Source organism: Sphaerisporangium sp. NPDC051017 (assembly GCF_040683095.1).
In the GTDB taxonomy this organism is placed as follows: Bacteria; Actinomycetota; Actinomycetes; order Streptosporangiales; family Streptosporangiaceae; genus Sphaerisporangium.
In genome coordinates this window covers 327,308-343,602 of sequence record NZ_JBFBCI010000001.1, presented here as the reverse complement: position 1 = coordinate 343,602, position 16,295 = coordinate 327,308, and the positions used below count along the sequence as shown (strand labels likewise).

Annotated in this window: 21 protein-coding genes; 8 read left to right on the top strand and 13 right to left on the bottom strand. The window is 69.8% G+C overall.

All coding sequences use genetic code 11. The features are described from left to right. The first annotated feature begins 34 nt into the window (after nt 1-34). On the top strand, nt 35-1,897 hold the full coding sequence (gene pknB / locus AB0M95_RS01670) for a Stk1 family PASTA domain-containing Ser/Thr kinase (RefSeq protein ID WP_363758084.1): 1,863 nt from the start codon (nt 35-37) through the stop codon (nt 1,895-1,897). A 319-nt stretch (nt 1,898-2,216) separates the two neighbouring features. Here the strand turns inward: pknB and AB0M95_RS01665 are convergent, their stop codons facing one another. From AB0M95_RS01665 to AB0M95_RS01655, 3 genes are all read right to left on the bottom strand, one after another. Then, the gene (locus tag AB0M95_RS01665; RefSeq protein WP_358520607.1) at nt 2,217-2,789 is read right to left on the bottom strand and encodes a gamma-glutamyl-gamma-aminobutyrate hydrolase family protein; all 573 of its coding nucleotides are present in this window, start codon (nt 2,787-2,789) and stop codon (nt 2,217-2,219) included. Then, on the bottom strand, nt 2,786-2,944 hold the full coding sequence (locus AB0M95_RS01660) for a hypothetical protein (protein WP_358520604.1): 159 nt from the start codon (nt 2,942-2,944) through the stop codon (nt 2,786-2,788). Before AB0M95_RS01660 ends, AB0M95_RS01665 begins: the two co-directional genes overlap by 4 nt. Before the next feature lie 92 nt (nt 2,945-3,036). Continuing rightward, nucleotides 3,037-3,660: a class E sortase gene (locus AB0M95_RS01655; protein WP_363758081.1), complete on the bottom strand. Its 624-nt coding sequence runs from the start codon at nt 3,658-3,660 to the stop codon at nt 3,037-3,039. A 310-nt stretch (nt 3,661-3,970) separates the two neighbouring features. Between AB0M95_RS01655 and AB0M95_RS01650 the strand changes: the two genes are divergently transcribed. After that, the gene (locus AB0M95_RS01650) at nt 3,971-4,216 is read left to right on the top strand and encodes a cell division protein CrgA (RefSeq protein ID WP_358520600.1); all 246 of its coding nucleotides are present in this window, start codon (nt 3,971-3,973) and stop codon (nt 4,214-4,216) included. A gap of 84 nt (nt 4,217-4,300) precedes the next feature. On the opposite strand, the gene AB0M95_RS01645 is transcribed toward AB0M95_RS01650, so the two are convergent. Next, complete coding sequence (locus tag AB0M95_RS01645) at nt 4,301-5,032, bottom strand: rhomboid family intramembrane serine protease (protein ID WP_363758079.1); 732 nt, start codon at nt 5,030-5,032, stop codon at nt 4,301-4,303. A 343-nt stretch (nt 5,033-5,375) separates the two neighbouring features. After that, entirely contained in the window at nt 5,376-5,897 is a 522-nt protein-coding gene (locus AB0M95_RS01640; protein ID WP_363758420.1) for a peptidylprolyl isomerase, read from the bottom strand. A 174-nt stretch (nt 5,898-6,071) separates the two neighbouring features. On the opposite strand from AB0M95_RS01640, the gene AB0M95_RS01635 reads away from it, so the two are divergent. Beyond that, nucleotides 6,072-6,575, top strand: coding sequence for a hypothetical protein (locus AB0M95_RS01635; protein ID WP_363758077.1), 504 nt, complete (start codon nt 6,072-6,074; stop codon nt 6,573-6,575). Between the two features lie 455 nt (nt 6,576-7,030). Here AB0M95_RS01635 and AB0M95_RS01630 read toward each other — a convergent pair whose 3' ends face one another. From AB0M95_RS01630 to lpdA, 4 genes are all read right to left on the bottom strand, one after another. Continuing rightward, nucleotides 7,031-7,300, bottom strand: a complete 270-nt coding sequence (locus AB0M95_RS01630) for a DUF6203 family protein (protein WP_363758418.1) — start codon at nt 7,298-7,300, stop codon at nt 7,031-7,033. A 104-nt stretch (nt 7,301-7,404) separates the two neighbouring features. Next, nucleotides 7,405-7,947: an RICIN domain-containing protein gene (locus AB0M95_RS01625; protein ID WP_363758075.1), complete on the bottom strand. Its 543-nt coding sequence runs from the start codon at nt 7,945-7,947 to the stop codon at nt 7,405-7,407. 135 nt (nt 7,948-8,082) lie between these two features. After that, the gene (locus AB0M95_RS01620; RefSeq protein WP_363758073.1) at nt 8,083-8,583 is read right to left on the bottom strand and encodes an RICIN domain-containing protein; all 501 of its coding nucleotides are present in this window, start codon (nt 8,581-8,583) and stop codon (nt 8,083-8,085) included. Between the two features lie 176 nt (nt 8,584-8,759). Continuing rightward, entirely contained in the window at nt 8,760-10,160 is a 1,401-nt protein-coding gene (gene lpdA, locus AB0M95_RS01615; RefSeq protein WP_363758071.1) for a dihydrolipoyl dehydrogenase, read from the bottom strand. A gap of 627 nt (nt 10,161-10,787) precedes the next feature. Between lpdA and AB0M95_RS01610 the strand changes: the two genes are divergently transcribed. Together AB0M95_RS01610 and AB0M95_RS01605 are read left to right on the top strand one after the other, a co-directional pair. Next, a complete protein-coding gene (locus tag AB0M95_RS01610; protein WP_363758069.1) occupies nt 10,788-11,192 on the top strand; it encodes a hypothetical protein in 405 nt (134 codons plus the stop codon). Between the two features lie 173 nt (nt 11,193-11,365). Next, a complete protein-coding gene (locus tag AB0M95_RS01605; RefSeq protein ID WP_363758067.1) occupies nt 11,366-11,911 on the top strand; it encodes a DinB family protein in 546 nt (181 codons plus the stop codon). Between the two features lie 215 nt (nt 11,912-12,126). Here the strand turns inward: AB0M95_RS01605 and AB0M95_RS01600 are convergent, their stop codons facing one another. The 3 genes from AB0M95_RS01600 to AB0M95_RS01590 form a co-directional block, all read right to left on the bottom strand. Continuing rightward, on the bottom strand, nt 12,127-12,789 hold the full coding sequence (locus AB0M95_RS01600) for a sigma-70 family RNA polymerase sigma factor (protein WP_363758416.1): 663 nt from the start codon (nt 12,787-12,789) through the stop codon (nt 12,127-12,129). A 212-nt stretch (nt 12,790-13,001) separates the two neighbouring features. Further along, nucleotides 13,002-13,136 (bottom strand): hypothetical protein, encoded by a 135-nt coding sequence (locus AB0M95_RS01595; RefSeq protein ID WP_363758065.1) that lies wholly within the window; start codon nt 13,134-13,136, stop codon nt 13,002-13,004. Between the two features lie 10 nt (nt 13,137-13,146). Next, nucleotides 13,147-13,938, bottom strand: coding sequence for an SDR family oxidoreductase (locus AB0M95_RS01590; RefSeq protein WP_363758063.1), 792 nt, complete (start codon nt 13,936-13,938; stop codon nt 13,147-13,149). Between AB0M95_RS01590 and AB0M95_RS01585 the strand changes: the two genes are divergently transcribed. From AB0M95_RS01585 to AB0M95_RS01575, 3 genes are all read left to right on the top strand, one after another. Beyond that, nucleotides 13,921-14,142, top strand: a complete 222-nt coding sequence (locus AB0M95_RS01585) for a phosphodiester glycosidase family protein (RefSeq protein ID WP_363758061.1) — start codon at nt 13,921-13,923, stop codon at nt 14,140-14,142. The two genes, AB0M95_RS01590 and AB0M95_RS01585, sit on opposite strands and share 18 nt — an antisense overlap. 59 nt (nt 14,143-14,201) lie before the next feature. After that, on the top strand, nt 14,202-14,762 hold the full coding sequence (locus AB0M95_RS01580) for a GNAT family N-acetyltransferase (protein WP_363758059.1): 561 nt from the start codon (nt 14,202-14,204) through the stop codon (nt 14,760-14,762). A gap of 68 nt (nt 14,763-14,830) precedes the next feature. After that, nucleotides 14,831-15,352 carry a hypothetical protein gene (locus AB0M95_RS01575; protein ID WP_363758057.1) on the top strand — a complete coding sequence of 174 codons (522 nt, stop codon included), beginning with the start codon at nt 14,831-14,833 and terminating at the stop codon, nt 15,350-15,352. An 8-nt stretch (nt 15,353-15,360) separates the two neighbouring features. Here the strand turns inward: AB0M95_RS01575 and AB0M95_RS01570 are convergent, their stop codons facing one another. Further along, nucleotides 15,361-16,224, bottom strand: a complete 864-nt coding sequence (locus AB0M95_RS01570) for a DUF72 domain-containing protein (protein ID WP_363758055.1) — start codon at nt 16,222-16,224, stop codon at nt 15,361-15,363. Nucleotides 16,225-16,295: the final 71 nt, after the last annotated feature.

The window sequence follows — 16,295 nt, the reverse complement described above, 5'->3', positions numbered from 1 at the left end:
TACCCAAGATGAACGGCAAGGGACAGTGCAGGAAATGACTCAGCCTCGGCTACTCGGTGGCCGCTATGAGCTCGACGGCGTCGTCGGCCGCGGCGGCATGGCCGAGGTCTATCGCGCGCGGGACATCCGGCTGGACCGAGTTGTCGCGATCAAGACGCTTCGTGCAGATCTGGCGAGAGATCACGTCTTCCAGGCCCGTTTCCGCCGTGAAGCCCAATCGGCGGCGTCCTTGAACCACCCGTCGATCGTCGCGGTGTACGACACCGGCGAGGACGGGAGTGAGGGCACGCCCGTGCCGTACATCGTGATGGAGTTCGTGGACGGGCGCACGCTGCGCGACCTGCTGCGCCAGGATCGCCGCCTGCTGCCGGAGCGGGCGGTCGAGCTGGTCGACGGCATCCTGCGCGCGCTGGACTACAGCCACCGCGGCGGCATCGTCCACCGTGACATCAAGCCGGCCAACGTCATGATCACCCTCGCGGGCGACGTCAAGGTGATGGACTTCGGCATCGCCCGCGCGATGGCCGACTCGGCCGCCACGATGACGCAGACCGCCCAGGTCATCGGCACCGCCCAGTACCTCTCGCCCGAGCAGGCGAGGGGCGAGCGCGTGGACGCCCGCAGCGACATCTACTCCACGGGCTGCGTGCTGTACGAGCTGCTCACCGGCCAGCCGCCGTTCACGGGCGATTCCCCGGTGGCCATCGCCTACCAGCACGTCCGCGAGGACCCGATCCCGCCGTCGCAGATCGACCCGGACATCCCCCAGTGGGCCGACGCCATCGTGCTGAAGGCCATGGCCAAGGACCCCAACCACCGCTACCAGAACGCGGCCGAGATGCGGGCCGACATCCAGCGGGCCATGTCCGGCATGCCGGTCGACGCCGCCCACACGATGGTGGCCCCCAACGCCTACACCGGCCAGCAGACCCGCACGCTTCAGGCGCCCGGCGGGCCCGCCACCCAGCGCACCAGCGCCGTCCCCCCGTACGACTACGCCCCCACGCAGGCGGGCGGCGGCGGAGAAGGAGGCCGCTACGAGCGCCGCCGCGGCCGCTCCCGGACGAGCGGGCTGGCGATCGCGGCGTGGATCATCATCCCGATTCTCGTGATCGGCGCCTTCATCGGCATCGGGTACGCGTTCCTGAGCTCGCCGGGCGACCCCCAGGGGAGCAGTGAGGTCCAGGTGCCCGCGGTGGCCGGGCAGACGGCCAAGGGCGCCCGGGCGACGCTGGAGGGCCAGGGCCTGAAGGTCAAGGTCACCGAGGAGTTCAACTCCGACGTCGAGAAGGGCACGGTCATCTCGTCGGAGCCGCCGGGCGGAACCAAGGTGCCGAAGGACTCCGAGGTGACGATCCTGGTCTCCAAGGGCGTCAAGCAGGTCACCGTGCCGTCGCTGGTCGGTCTGACGGTGGAGGACGCGACCAAGACGCTGGAGGCCAACAACCTGCAGGCGCAGGTCGTGAGCGTCGTGTCCGGCAAGGAACAGGGCAAGGTGTTCGAGTCCAAGCCGGCCGAGGGCGAGAAGGCGGACGAGAACAGCATCGTCAAGATCTATGTGCCCAAGCAGCAGGTCGCGGTCCCCGACGTCACCGGCCAGACGCTGGCTGAAGCCAGGTCCGCGCTGGAGGCCGAGGGCTTCAAGGTGAGGACACAGCAGCGGGAGAGCGACAGCGTCCCGAAGGGCAACGTGATCAGCCAGAGCCCGGGTCCCGGCGCCATGCTGAACCCCGGCAAGACGATCACGCTGGTGATCTCCTCCGGGCCGCCGCAGCAGACGTTCCCCACCGACACGCCGACCGACCAGCCGGTCCCGACGGACTCACCGACGGAGGACATCCCGACCGAGGACCCGCCGCTCAGTGACCCTCCGCCGGACGGCGGCTTCACCAACTGACCTGTTCGAGGCGCGGCGGTGTTCTGGAGGAGGAGGGAGGAAGGGGTGAGGAACGAGCCCCTTCCGAGTGACGACGGAAGAACGCCGCCTAAGGGGCGCCTCGAACCGCCGTGCCGAAGGCGCGGCAATAGGCACTGTTCGAGGCGCGGCCATAGGCACAGCGCCTGAAGGCCCCTTCCCACCCAGGGAAGGCGCGTGCGGGGCACTCCGCGGGCGTCTCAGGGCTTCAGGGGTTCAGGGCACAAAAAAGAGGATCTCCGCCGCTCGGGGGCGACGGCGGAGACCCTCAATCGGTTAGTCGTTCAAAGGGCCCCCGGCGTTACACGATCTGAGTGAGCCAATTCCTGAAAAGTTCATGGCCGTGCTCGGACAGCACGGACTCGGGGTGGAACTGCACTCCCTCGACCCGCGCGAGCTTGTGGCGCAGCCCCATGATCACGCCGGTCTCGCTGACGGCGCTTACTTCCAGCACGTCGGGCACGGTCTCCGGGACGACGGCGAGCGAGTGGTAGCGCGTCATGGTGAGCGGTGAGGGCAGCCCCGCGAACACGCCCTTGCCGTCGTGGGAGATCGCGCTGGTGCGCCCGTGCATCAGTTCCGGCGCGCGGGTCACGGCGCCGCCGCAGGCGACGGCGATGGCCTGGTGGCCGAGGCAGACGCCGAGCAGGGGCAGGTCCCGGGGGACGCAGTAGTTCACCAGGGGGACGCTGACGCCGGCCGCCTCGGGCGTGCCGGGGCCGGGGCTGACGACCACGCCGTCGAACGCCTCGGCGTCCCGCACCCGGACGTGGTCGCGTGGCCGGACGTCGCAGTCGGCGCCCAGCCCGCGCAGGTACTGGACGATCGTGTGGACGAAGCTGTCATGGTTGTCCACCACGAGCACGCGGGTCATCGTCCTACGGTCACCCTGTCGAGAGGCACATGCGGCTCCAGCATCGGGAACACGACATACCAGAGTACGACCCCCGCGACACCGGTCAGCGCCAGCACCGTGACCAGCTTGACCCCCGTACCGCCGGGGATGGCCCGCCAGATCCATCCGTACATCGGTCCTCCTTCTCGTCCACAGCGTCGTCTGCGGCGCAGAGTCCACAGTGTCGTCTGCGGCGTCGTCCGGGGCCGGGAGCGGGCGCGGGCCTCTACCGGCGGTCCTGCCGGCCCGACAGGACTCCGAAGACGATCAGGCGCTGCCGGGCCGAGTACTCCGGGTGGCACGTGGTGAGCGTGATCACCGCCTTGCTCGGAGTGCGGCCGGGGTGGCCGGGCACGGGGGCGATGACCTCGACGTCCGCGGGGTCCACGACCTGCTTGCCGGAGACCTTGTAGGTGTAGCGGGCCTCGGGGGCCTCGACGATGATGGCGTCGCCGCGGCGCAGCTCGCCGATCTGGTTGAAGGGGGCCGCGTAGGTCGTGCGGTGCCCGGACAGGACGAAGTTGCCGACCTCGCCCGGGGGGGCCGTCCCCGGGTAGTGGCCGGGCCCCCGGCGCAGGTCCTCGGGGGTGACGCCTTCGAGGACCGCGTACTCGTAGTCGCGGCCGAGGCGCGGGATGCGGATGAGCGCCACGGCGTCGCCCAGGTCGATCTTGGCGAGCTTGCCGCCCGTTCTCGCGGAGCGGGAGTGCTCCAGGAGCTGCCGCTTGAGGATGCCCTGGTACCACTCGGTGTAGGAGCTGGTGCCCCACAGCAGGTAGGCGCAGAACAGCAGCATGACGAGCCCGCCGGTGACGCTGAGCTCGCCGCAGGTGCGCAGCAGCATCCTCATGACGTCTTTGGCCGCGTGGCGGCCGGGCCCCCTCTCGGGCGGTCGCCGGGCGTCCCCACGCGCCCCGCGCGGTCAGGGTATCGACGGGCGCGCGTGCGGCGGGGCCGACCGGCGGCGCCTTGACCGGGACTTTGCCGAGGCGGCCCGCGGCTGCGGGATGATTCGGGCGAACGTGGACGAAAGCGTGTTCACTTCGGAATCGCCGATCGCGCTCGCGCCGACTAGGCTTACTTCGGACTTCGTACGCCAGCGATTAGGCTGGCTGCCAGAGCCCGCGCCGCCTGCGCGGGTCCCCACCAGGAGAGCTGCCGTGCCTAAGTCTCACACTCGCAAGAAGGCGGTCTACACCCCGCCCCAGAAGACGCAGCAGGTCAAGGTGAGCCCGCGGTGGCTGGCACCGGTCATGGTCGCCGCATGGATCATCGGCATCCTGTGGATCGCGCTGTTCTACATCGCCCCGACGCTCCCCGGCATCGCCACGCTGGGAAACTGGAACCTTCTGGCGGGCTTCGTCTTCATCATCTTCGGCGTGGTGCTGTCCACCCGCTGGCGTTGATGCGGGCCTGACGAGCCTCTTTCCGGCCGGGGCGGACTTTTTCCACAGGCTTTATCCACAACCTGGGGAAGCAGCCCGCCCCGCTCAGATGCCCAGCGAGGTGCCCATGGGTGACAGCGTCACCAGGAGCACCACGTAGAGGGCCAGCATCCCGACGACCGTCGCGAGCTGGATCGCCTTGCGGTTACGGGCGGGCGCGTACGCGAACAGCGCCGTCGTCACCACTCCCGCGACCAGCCCGCCCAGGTGGCCCTGCCAGCTGATGCCCGGGATGACGAAGGTCAGCACCACGTTGATGCCGATGAGCCAGAGCACGCCGCGCGCGTCGTAGCCCATGCGGCGGGCGATCACGAACATCGCCCCGAACAGGCCGTAGATCGCGCCCGAGGCGCCCAAGGCCCAGGTGCCGAACAGGTAGATGGCGACGGAACCGCCGAGCGCCGAGAGCAGGTAGACGGCGCTGAACCGCAGGGAGCCGAGCATCCGTTCGAGCTGCGGGCCGATGGCGTACAACGCCCACATGTTGAACAGGATGTGCCAGAACGACGGCGGCGGCGAGTGCAGGAACGCGCCGGTGAACAGCCGCCACCACTCGCCGGCGGCGACGTGGTCGGCGGACATGGCGAACCTGTTGACGACCTCTTCGGTCCTGAACATCTCGGCGACGTAGGCCAGCACGTTGATCGCCATGAGCGTCCACGTCACCACCGGGGTGGTGACGGGCCTTCCGCCGAAGGCCGCCTCGGCGCGGCGCACGGTCTTGTTCCCCTCGCGCACGCACTCGGGGCACTGGTGGCCGACCGAGGCCGCGTTCATGCAGTCGGGACAGATGGACCGGTCGCAGCGCTGGCAGCGTACGTACGTCTCGCGGCCAGGGTGGCGGTAGCACGTAGGGATGTGATCCCCGTGCTGAGCCCCGGGCACGACCGGCTCCTGAGGCCGGTCCGCCGGATTCGGGTGGTCTGGCTGAGTGGTCATCGCCTGTTCGCGGCCCCTTCGCCCGTGCGCTTACTCCACAGACTGCCACCCTACGCAGCCCGCCGAGCGCTCCACGCCGTCAGAACCGAGGAACTCGGCCGGGTCGCGCCGCGAGACGACCGCCCGAGCGGCCGGGGCCGGGTCGCGGCCCGGCCCCCGCGCGCCTCGCGCGACGCGCGCGTCAGGACTGGACGCGCTCGATGACGACCTCCTGCAGGACGACCTCGGTGACCGGCTGCTCCTGACGGGTCGGGGTCTTGGAGATCGCGTCGACGACGTCCTGCCCCTCGATCACCTCGCCGAAGATGGTGTGCTTGGTGTTCAGGTGCGGCGTGGGCACGACGGTGATGAAGAACTGCGAGCCGTTCGTACCGCGGCCGAACCGCTTGCCGGCGTTGGCCATGGCGAGCAGGTAGGGCCGGTTGAAGTGCAGGTCCGGGTGAATCTCGTCGTCGAAGTCGTAGCCCGGCCCGCCGATGCCCTGCCCGAGCGGGTCGCCGCCCTGGATCATGAAGCCCTCGATCACCCGGTGGAAGATCGTGCCGTCGTACAGCCGGTCGTTGGACTTCTGCCCGGTCTCGGGGTGGGTCCACTCCCGGGTGCCCTCGGCGAGCTCGACGAAATTGCGCACGGTCTTCGGCGCGTGGTCGGGGAAGAGGCGAAGCTTGATCTCTCCGAGAGAGGTCCGCAGCCTGGCGATCAGGTTTTCAGCCACGAGAGTACTGCCCCCTTCGATGCCCGTTCTATGGGACACATTTGTCGTGTTTTCAGGACTCTGGCGCATTGGCCTACCTGGCATCCTCCCACGCCACTTGGATTGAGCCGCTTTCGATCGGGAAGGTGAGCCTGCGGGGCCCCAAGGACAGGGGAGGCAATCGTGTCCCTGAAGATGAAGAAACGCCGTGTCACCGTCGTCGTACCCGAGACACGGATAGGTCGTGTGAAGACCAAGGCCATGCGGACGGCCGACCAGGTCCGCCCGATCGCGAGCACCGCCCGTGAGGTCGCCTCGCACCGCATCGAGGACGCCCGCGTCTGGGCCGCGCCGAGGCTGGACCGCGCCGCGCAGTCCGTGGAAGAGCAGATCGCGCCGAAGGTCAGCGCGTTCCTCACGCAGGCGGCCGAGGTCATCGACCCGTCACCGTCGATCCGCCGCCGTGGCGGCCGGGCGCGCTGGTCCACCATCGCGCTGCTCGCCGGGTTCGCCGCCTGCGCCGTGGGCATCGTCATCTACCGCAACAACGCCCGCCAGTGGGCCGACTCGATGAAGGACACGTCGGCGGACGCCAGCAGGTGGTCCGGCGAACGGGCCGAGGAGCCGGCGAGAGGGATGAACGAGACGGGTGCGACGGCCGATGAGGCCTCGCGCCGCATGTACTGACCACACGGCCCCTGGCACGCGCCTCCCAGACTCGGATCTGGGGGGCGCGTCCTCGTTCCCGAGAAGCGCGCCTCAGCCCCGTCCAAGGCGTGTTCCGCCTGTCACGCGGTGTGGGCGCAGATCTACCGGCGTGCGGCGCCGTATGCGATTCCTTGCGGGACTGAAGGCCGGGGGTTCCTCGCATGACGCCGCTGAATCAGGCACCCCACCCGGCAGCTCCTGGCCACCTCACCGCCGGCGCCTATTGGGGCCGCGCCTATTGGGAGGGAATGCCGTCCAGACGAGAAACCCCCGGACGGCGGGCTTCAGGGCCGTCCGGGGCCAATCGGGTAAGAGACGCGGGGGCGCCACGCCCACGGGATCGCCGATCTCGCGGGGGCGCCGGGGTAAGCAGCGGTACGGCGGCGGCCGACGCACGGCGTCCGCGCGCGGCCGTCCGGGAAGCGGCCGACCCGTTAGGGACCAACCCGGTTGGGCTCGTCCTGATAGGGCCCGTCCTGATAGCGGCCGTCCTGGACGAAGTAAGGATGCTGGTCGCGGCCGCCGGGCGACGGGCCCGTCGCGGTGTAACGGCCTGCGGGCCGGCGTCCGGGCACGCGCGGCACGTCCGGGCGCGCGGCGGCCTTCCTGGCACGCTGCCTGTGCGTGAACCACCACCCGGCACCGAGGACGGCCAGACCGAACGGCGTACGCGCAAGCCGGCGGGTCACCAGGAGTCGAAGGATCCTTTTCAGGGCCCCTCCTTGTTCCCGCCCCCGCTACCCTCACGACGGAACGCCATTCGCCTGCCGCGACGGCGGCCGGACCGGCGCGTGGCCGGTGGCGGGAGTCACAGCTTCCACCTCTGGTTGGTCCCGCGGTTGCAGTCCCACAGGTGGACGCGGGTGCCGTTGCTGCCCACGCTCTTCAGATCGGCGTCGAGGCAGCGACCGCTGGCCAGGTTGCGGATCGTGTGGCCGGCGCGGTCGTACTTCCACTGCTGGTTGACGCGGCCGTCGCAGTCCCACAGCTGGACGCGGGTGCCGTTGGCGCCCAGGTGGCCGCGGTCGGCGTCCAGGCACCGCCCGTTGGAAAGGCTGCGGATCGTGTGGGCCGCCGAGTCGTACGTCCACGCCTGGTTCGCCCAGCCGTTGCAATCCCAGAGCTGGATACGCGTGCCGTTGGAGCCGATACGCCCGAGGTCGGCGTCCAGGCACCGGTCGTCGGCCCGGTTGTGGATGGGCCGGGCGTCGGCCGGGCGGCCACCCGCCGGTCCGGGGCCCACCGCGTCCGTCCCGGCGTCCGCCCGCGCCTCCGCGGGTGCGCCGGCCAGGGCCGCCCAGCCCAGCGCCACCGCGACCACCCCGGTCACGGCGGTGAGGTTCCGTCGCATGCTGCCTCGTCTCCCCTCTCACGGGCGGGTGACTTCAGGGGCGGGTGACTTCAGGGGCCGGTGGCGCGGAGGCGGCGTCCACGGGCGAACGCCGCGATGGCCGCGCACCTGCCGGGTCGCCACCGGACGCCCCGGTCACACCGTCCATTTCTGGTTGGCCCAGCCGTTGCAGTCCCAGAGCTGGACCTTGGTGCCGTTGGAGCCGATGCCGCCGAGGTCGGCGTCGAGGCACCGGCCGTTGTAGAGGCTGTAGATCGTGCGGCTGACGGCGTCGTAGATCCACTTCTGGTTGCTCCAGCCGTTGCAGTCCCAGAGCTGGACCTTGGTGCCGTTGTCGCTGATCGTGTTCAGGTCGGCGTCCAGGCAGCGGCCGTTGTACTGGCTGCGGATGGTGTGGGATTTGACGTCGTAGGTCCATTTCTGGTTGGTGAAGCCGTTGCAGGTCCAGAGATGAACCTTCGTGCCGTTGCGCGCGATGGTGTTGAGGTCGGCGTCCAGGCATCGTGAGCCGCCGCCGTTGCGAATCGGCCCGGTCTTCGCCTCGGCGGCGGCGCCGGCCGTCGACCCGGCGACGACGGCCGCGCATCCGAGCACCGCGATGAGCCCACGGGCCGCCCGGGTGAGGTTCCTTCGCATCGCGTCTGGTTCTCCTCTGCACATCTCGCACGCATACGACTACTCTCCGTAGCCGAACTTACACGCGAGGTGATCGAATCGAGCCGGACGACACGGCGGGGGTTGGTCAGGAAGCGGCGCGGACGACTCCGCGCCGGCGACCTGGCGAAGGTGACTCCGGTGACGCGCCGGGCGCGTCACATGTTGATCATGTGGCCGGCGAGGCCGTGGATCGCCTCCTTGACGGCCTCTCCCAGCGTCGGGTGGGCGTGGACGTTTCGCGCCACCTCGTTGACGGTGAGGTCCCACTGCTGGGCCAGGGTGAGCTCGGGCAGCAGCTCGGTGACCTCGGGGCCGATGAGGTGGGCGCCGAGCAGCTCGCCGTACTTCGCGTCGCTGAGGATCTTGACGAAGCCGGTGGCGTCGCCCAGGCCGTGCGCCTTGGCGTTGGCCGTGAAGGGGAACTTCGCGACCTTCACGTCGAAGCCCTTCTCCCGCGCCTGGGCCTCGGTGTAGCCGAAGCTCGCGATCTGCGGCTGGCAGTACGTCGCCCGGGGGATCATGACGTACTCGAGCTCCATGGTCTCGGCGCCCCCGATCGTCTCGGCGGCGATGATGCCCATGGCCTCGGCCGCGTGCGCCAGCATGAGCTTGGCGGTGACGTCGCCGATGGCGAAGATGTGCGGCACGCTGGTACGGCACAGGCCGTCCACGTCGATGGCGCCGCGGTCGGTCAGGCGCACGCCGGTCTTCTCCAGGCCGTAGCCGTCGACGCGCGGCTGGAAGCCGATGGCCTGCAGCACCTTGTCGGCCTCCAGCGTCTGCCGCTGGTCGCCGCGGGACACCGTCACGCGGACCTTGCCGCCGGACTCGTCGATGCCCTCCACACGGGTCGAGGTCATGACCTCGATGCCGAGCCGCTTGTACCGCTTGGCCAGCTCCGCCGACACCTCCTCGTCCTCCAGGGGGACGAGACGGTCGAGGAACTCCACGATCGTCACCTTCACCCCGTAGGCGCTCAGGACGTAGGCGAACTCCACGCCGATGGCCCCCGCGCCCGCGATGATGATGCTCTCGGGAAGCGCGTCGGTGAGGATCTGCTCCTCGTACGTCACGACACGGTCACTGAGAGAGGTGCCCGGCAGGAGCTTGGTGGTGGCGCCGGTCGCGATGATGCAGTTGTCGAAGGTCACCGTCTCGGTGCCGCCGCCGTTCACGGCCACCTCGAGGGTGTTCGGGTCGGTGAACGTGCCACGGCCGTCGTACTCCGTGATGCCGTTCTTCTTCATGAGGTAGTGGACGCCCTTGACCCGGCCGTCGGCGACCTTGCGGCTGCGCTTGAACGCCTCGGCGTAGTCAAAGGTCACCTGGCCGTCCACACGGATGCCGAACGTCTTGGCCTCGTGGGTGAACAGGTGGGCGAGCTCGGCGTTGCGCAGCAGCGCCTTGGAAGGGATGCATCCCACGTTGAGGCACACGCCGCCCCAGTAGCGTTCCTCGACGATCGCCGTGCTGAGCCCGAGCTGTGCGGCCCGGATCGCGGCGACGTACCCGCCCGGACCGGCCCCGACGACAACGACGTCATAATGAGCAGTCATGCTCCGGACCATATGACTTCCGGAGGGGTGCCGCCCAACCGGGGTGCGTGGCGTCCCCACCCGTGCGACCGTCCCTGGCCGGCGCGACCTCTCGGACGTAGCACCCCGTTCAGTACGCAACGGACACAGCTCCGAAAAACGGCCTAATCTCCAATAAAGCCTGGCTTTGACATCAGATCTCAGTTTTCCCCCTTCTTTCTCTTTCTCCCTCAAATGCAGTAGAACCCCGACGCGTCCAGCCGTTGACCCGTTGCGCGCATATCCCTCCGACCTTCGTGAGACGGCACCCCGCCGCCCCCCGCCCGTCCCCCGAAAAGGCCTGCGGCGCCGGGATTTTCGCGGGCGCCTCCATGCGATGGGCGTCGTTACCAGGTACGTCGGCGTACGGGATGATCAAGTCGATCATGTCGGCGGAAGTCGGGAAATTTGGAACCGAAGGCCACAACAAGAGCTTAAGCACATAGCAAAAGTAGTAGTTATTCGTTTGTCGCTCGTCCCACCCGGAAAAAAGACAACTGTGAAGACCTCCACAGTCATCACAGCATTCACGGCTATCTGCGTGGATGCCATCGAAAGGCAACCGATGTCGTCCCAGGGGGATACGCAATGCCCAAGCTCAAGAAATTCGTGAGCACGCTTACGATCGGCGCCGCACTGACCACCGGCATGGTCGGCCTGGGCGCCGTGGCCACGACGACCGGCGCCGACGCGGCGACCGTCATGAGCTCGCCCAGCGGGGGCGACGACAGGGACTACGCGAGGGACTACGCGCTCAACCGCAACCGCAACCACGCCAACCGCAACTGGAACCGGAACCGGGCCTGGGCTCGCAATTGGAACCGCTCGCTGGCCCGCAGTTGGGCCCGGTCCTGGGCCCGCCACTTCAACCGGAGCCACAGCCGCAGCCACAACAGCAACCGTCAGGCCCAGACGATCAACCTCCGGCTCGTCTTCCCGAACGCGACCGGGGGACCGGTGACGGCGACCTCCACCTCCGACTCCCTCTCCCGCACCCGCACGCCGAAGTCCTGAGCACGGCCGCCCGTGTTCCCCGCCGCCATGGCCGCCGCGTCCGCGCGGACGGCGGCCGGCATGGCGACGCGGGGAACACGGGCACCGGCCCTCGTCACGAGCCGGCCTCGCCGCCTTCGCCCGGGAACCGGCCGGGGCGGGGTTTTGTCGGTGGCCTCTGGCAGGCTCCCGGCATGGCTGAAATTCCCGCAGAGAACTACGCCCAGGCCTGGGGTGGCGATCTTCGTACTCCGCTGCCGCTCACCGGCGACGAGCGCGAGACCCTGACCAGTTCCCTCGACTGGCACCGCGGCACTTTCGAGCTCAAGTGCGCCGGCCTCCCGGCGGAACGCCTGTCCGAGAAGGCCATCCCGCCGTCCGGGCTCAGTCTGCACGGCCTCCTCCGGCACCTCACGGGCGTCGAGCGCTGGTGGTTCCGCATCCAGTTCGCCGGCGAGGACGTCCCGCTTCTCTACTACTCCGAGGACGACCCGAACCAGGATTTCGACGCCCTGGACGGCGACCCCGCCGAGGCGTTCGAGCTCTGGCGGGCGGAATGCCGGCGCTCCCGCGAGATCGTCGCCGCGGCGGCGAGCCTGGACGCGACCGGCGTGCAGAAGTCCACCGGCAAGCCGATCTCGCTGCGCCGCATCCTGGTGAACATGCTGGCCGAGTACGCTCGCCACAACGGCCACGCCGACCTGCTGCGCGAACGCATCGACGGCGCCACCGGTTACTGACCCCTGATATAAACCGCGCCGCGGACGCGAATCCCGATAATGAGAAAACGTCCCACCCGGTGAATGCCTCCGCCACCGGCCGGCCGCTGGGTTCGCACGGGTGAATCACCCTACTCCACCCCTGTTCACCACACCGTCCGGTGACAGAGCCCCTGCAGACGGCCGGCGGTCCGCGCCCGCCGGGCCGGGACGCGGCCGGTCTCCGCGCGAGACCGTCAGCCCTCCCGATAGACCGGCGGAAGGCCGAACCTCGGGAACAAGGTGTGGTCGAAGGTGGTGATCTCGGCCACGAGCCCGTCCTCGACGCGCACCACATCGAGCTTGAACGCCCTGAACTCGGTCTCGCCGTACGGCCGCAGGTAGCTCGCGGCCGCCGGCATCCGGTTCGCCCGGGTGGGCAGCAGGCGCCAGTGGCCGGGCGCGGTGAGGCCCTCCTCCAGCAGCGGCGCCACCATCGCCCGCCCCCGGTACAGGATCGGCAGCGGCGGCACCGCCCGCTGCTTCGGCGGGAGCAATTGGATCACCGCGAGGAAGGCGAGCTCGATCGTCTCCCGGGAGACGACCATCGCCTCCGGCTCGTCCCCGTCTGCGGCGATCTGGTTGAGCAGGTCGTCCGGGTACGGCTGCAGCCAGGGGACGTCCGCGAACGACGTGAGCGACCGCACCCGCTGCCGGGACCGGTCGATGCACGCGTTCGTCGCGATGTTGCACAGCCAGGCGCGGAACAACGGCCCGCCCTGGAAACCGTCACGCCGCCGCCAGGCCCGCAGGAACGTCTCCTGCACCAGGTCCTCGGCCTCCTCGAAGGAGCCGAGCATGCGTTGACGCGCTCTCCGGTATGAATGCCGGAGATTCAGCCTGTGCCGCGCGTGCGGCACTTCTGCGGCTTCCTGCTTCACCGACCTGCGCCACCGAAGCGGTCTTACCGGGTCTCCACAGGCTTTCGAACCCGAGGGTTCCGTTCCCGCCCGTCCAGCGGTACCTGACGCGAGCAGGCTAACAGACGCCGATCCGCCTTGGCGGCGGATCGGCTTTCCCTGCCCCGCTACGCGGGAGAGTCCGCTTCACCCCCAGCCTGAAGGCCGGAGCACTACGGACGGATGCGGTAGCAGTGGACGTGCAGCTCGCGGCGGTGCCGCTCGACGAGGGCGGCGAACGCCGGCTCGTCGCCCGCCAGCGCGGCGACGACGGCGTCCCCCTCGGTGTCGCCCGGAGCCGATCGCACGGGGTAGACCCTAGCCCGCGACGAGGCCACAGGTCACGTTGACCATCGTCCCGGTGATGCCCGCGGCCCGGTCCGACGCCAGGAACGCCGCGGTGTCGGCGACCATGGCGAGCCTCGGGGCCCGCTTCAGCATGGTCATCCCGGCCATCATCTGCTCGAAAACCGCCGGATCGAAGTCCGCCATCGCCTCGTTGACCTCCACGACCTTGTCCCGGGTCATGGTCTCGACCACCCCGGCCGTGTGGATGCCGACGACGCGCACGCCGCTCGGCCCCACCTCGGCCGCCAGGTACCGCAGGAACGTCTCCACCGCGGCGTCCGCCGGGCCGGTACTGCCCATCATGGGAGCGGTGACACGCGAGGACCCGCTGGTCACGGTCAGGATGACGCCGGAGCCACGGGACGCCATGTGTCGGGCGGCGGCGCGCGCGGTGTGGAAGTTCGCCAGCAGGCCGTTCGTCACCGCCCGGGTGAGGTCGGATCCGGACATGTCGACCAGCGGGATGCCCTGGACGTCTCCGCGCGAGACGAGGTTGAACGAGACGTCGATGCCACCCGCCGTGGCCACGACGGCCTGGGCGTGCTCGTCGACCGCCCGCTCGTCGAGCGCGTCCACCTCGGCGACCTCGGCCACGCCGCCGACGGCCCTGACGTCCTCGGCCACCGCCTCGAGGGTCTTGCGGGTGCGCCCGGCGAGGAAGAGCCTGGCCCCCTCCTGGGCGAAGGTCAGCGCCACGCCCCGGCCGATGCCGCCGCCGGCGCCGTAGATGATGACGTTCTTGTCTTGAAGAAGTTGTGTCATGCCCCCTGTAACGACGCCTTCGCGCCGAACTCATCGGTCCCGCGGAAAAATCTTGAAAACTCCGGCGCGGTCCAGGCGCTGAACCTCGACGGCGGCGGCTCCTCGGCCATGGTCGTGGGCGGCGCGCTCGTCAACCGCCCGTCCGACGCGGCGGGCGAGCGTCCGGTGGGCGACACGATCCAGGTGCTCCCCCGCGTCAAGTGACCTTCGCGCCTCGGGAAATGGGGTGCCGGCGGTCGCGAACGCTTGCTACCGTCGGCGCCATGCCCGGTCCGGAGGCCCGGAGCGCCGGGCCGATCACATGGCGCCGTCTCACCGAGCAGGACTTCCCGCTGCTCAGAGAGTGGCTGGAGCGGCCGCACGTCGCCCGCTGGTGGCACCACGAGACCACTCCCGAGGCGGTGGCGCGCGACTTCGGCCCCGCCGCCAGGGGAGAGGAGCCGTCCGAGGACCTGCTGATCTTCCTCGACGGGCGGCCGCTCGGCCTGGTACAGCGGTGCAGGTACGCCGACCACCCCGAGTACGTCGCCGAGCTGACGCCCGTCGTGCCCGTGCCCGAGGGCGCGATGTGCGTCGACTACCTGATCGGCGATCCGGAGCAGGTCGGGCGCGGTCTCGGGCCGCTGATGATCCGGGCGGTCGTCGAGAGCACCTGGACGGAGTACCCCGACGCCTCCTGCGTCCTGGTCCCGGTGTCGGCGGCCAACCGCGCGTCCTGGCGGGCGCTGGAGAAGGCCGGGCTGCGCCGGGTGGCCGAAGGCGAGCTGGAGCCGGACAACCCCATCGACGACCGCGCCCACTACGTGTACCGCATCGACCGCTGATCCCCTCTCGCCGGCGAAGAGCATGAGGTCGGGTGAACTTTTCCGGGGACGGGTGAGTCTCACAGGACGTGAAAACTCTCATGCGCGCCCTCATCGCCGGCGGCGCGGCCACCGCCGTCGCCCTGTCGTCCGGGACGGCCGCCGACGCCGCGTCCATCCCGAAGTACAAGGCCCCGAAGGTCTTCGGCACCACCTTCCAGGCCGACCCCGGACACGACTTCACCAAGCACATCAGCCCCCGCCACAACGGCATCCTGCGTGGCTGGATCACCTACGTGAGCGGGACGACGGCCGAGTACGCGCCCATCAAGTGGAAGAAGGGCAAGATGACCGAGGGCTGGTTCGTCGGCCCGCCGGAGGGCAGCACGATGGCCTACTCGTCGCGCGTCTCCAAGAAGGTCGTCTTCCTGTCGGCCTTCGGGTGCAAAACCGAGCTCGGCGAGCTCACGGTGAGCCGGAACACCGGGCTCGGCGCCAAGCAGTGCTCACGGAGCGTCCTGCTCAAGCGGCACGCCGAGGGCGGCCGGCCTTCGCTGATCACCGTCTACCGCGGCGAGATCGTCAAGGTGCAGGAGATCTACACCCCCTGATCCAGTGGTCAGAAGAGCGTGAGCGGCTCGGCCGGCATCGGCTCGAGCAGCGGCTCGGGCAGCGGCTCCACTCCGGGCACGAGGCTCCGCACCTCGTCGTGGAAGCGCCGGGCCAGCTCCGGCGCCTCGGAGTTGTCCGGCGTGTGGATGAACACCGTCGGCGAGCGGCCTTCGCGCAGCCACTCGCCGACCGTGCCGACCCAGTACCGCCAGCCCTCCACCGTGCGGGCGACGTCGTCCCGGCCCATGTAGCGGACGATCGGACGGTCGGTGAGGGCGGCCGAACGCCGCGGGAGCCGCGGCTTCCTCGTCCACGCCTCGCGCTCGGCGTCCGTGGTCGGCGGGGTCTCGAAGAACGCCGTGGTGTCGAACGGCACCCACTCGGCGCGGGCGCCGGCGAGGACCTTCTCGAGCGTCCCCGCCGACCGCGCGTCCTCGAAGAACGCGCGGTGACGCACCTCGACGGCGTACCGCAACGAGCCGGGAAGCCCGCGGAGAAAGCCCGCCAGCGCGCCGACGTCGCCCGGCGCGAACGACCCGGGCAGTTGCACCCAGAGGGCGTGCAGGCGCGGGCCGAGCGGCTCCATCGTGTTCAGAAACGCCAGGAGCTCGTCCTCGATGCCGGTGAGGCGGCGCTCGTGCGTGATCGTCTTGGGCAGCTTGACGACGAACCGGAAGTCGGGCGGGGTCTGCCGCGCCCACGACTCCACCGTGCTCCGCGCCGGCACCGCGTAGAAGGTCGTGTTCCCCTCCACGGCGTTGCACCAGCTCGCGTACCCCTTCAGGCGCTCGCCGGGCGGAAGGGGCTGGGGTAGGAACCGTCCCTGCCACGACGCGTGTGCCCACATCGCGCATCCCACATGTAGCCGCATCCCCCGACGCTATCCAAGGCCACCACCGGATGAGACCGAACCCCGGACCGGAAAGGGGCGCCACGTCCGAC

Coding starts and splice junctions, on each gene's coding strand:
- AB0M95_RS01590 (WP_363758063.1), bottom strand. CDS start 13,938: ATGACACAACTTCTTCAAGACAAGAACGTCATCATCTACGGCGCCGGC.
- AB0M95_RS01620 (WP_363758073.1), bottom strand. CDS start 8,583: ATGCGAAGGAACCTCACCCGGGCGGCCCGTGGGCTCATCGCGGTGCTC.
- AB0M95_RS01570 (WP_363758055.1), bottom strand. CDS start 16,224: ATGCGGCTACATGTGGGATGCGCGATGTGGGCACACGCGTCGTGGCAG.
- AB0M95_RS01665 (WP_358520607.1), bottom strand. CDS start 2,789: ATGACCCGCGTGCTCGTGGTGGACAACCATGACAGCTTCGTCCACACG.
- AB0M95_RS01580 (WP_363758059.1), top strand. CDS start 14,202: ATGCCCGGTCCGGAGGCCCGGAGCGCCGGGCCGATCACATGGCGCCGT.
- AB0M95_RS01660 (WP_358520604.1), bottom strand. CDS start 2,944: ATGTACGGATGGATCTGGCGGGCCATCCCCGGCGGTACGGGGGTCAAG.
- AB0M95_RS01655 (WP_363758081.1), bottom strand. CDS start 3,660: ATGAGGATGCTGCTGCGCACCTGCGGCGAGCTCAGCGTCACCGGCGGG.
- AB0M95_RS01645 (WP_363758079.1), bottom strand. CDS start 5,032: ATGAACGCGGCCTCGGTCGGCCACCAGTGCCCCGAGTGCGTGCGCGAG.
- pknB (WP_363758084.1), top strand. CDS start 35: ATGACTCAGCCTCGGCTACTCGGTGGCCGCTATGAGCTCGACGGCGTC.
- lpdA (WP_363758071.1), bottom strand. CDS start 10,160: ATGACTGCTCATTATGACGTCGTTGTCGTCGGGGCCGGTCCGGGCGGG.
- AB0M95_RS01625 (WP_363758075.1), bottom strand. CDS start 7,947: ATGCGACGGAACCTCACCGCCGTGACCGGGGTGGTCGCGGTGGCGCTG.
- AB0M95_RS01605 (WP_363758067.1), top strand. CDS start 11,366: ATGGCTGAAATTCCCGCAGAGAACTACGCCCAGGCCTGGGGTGGCGAT.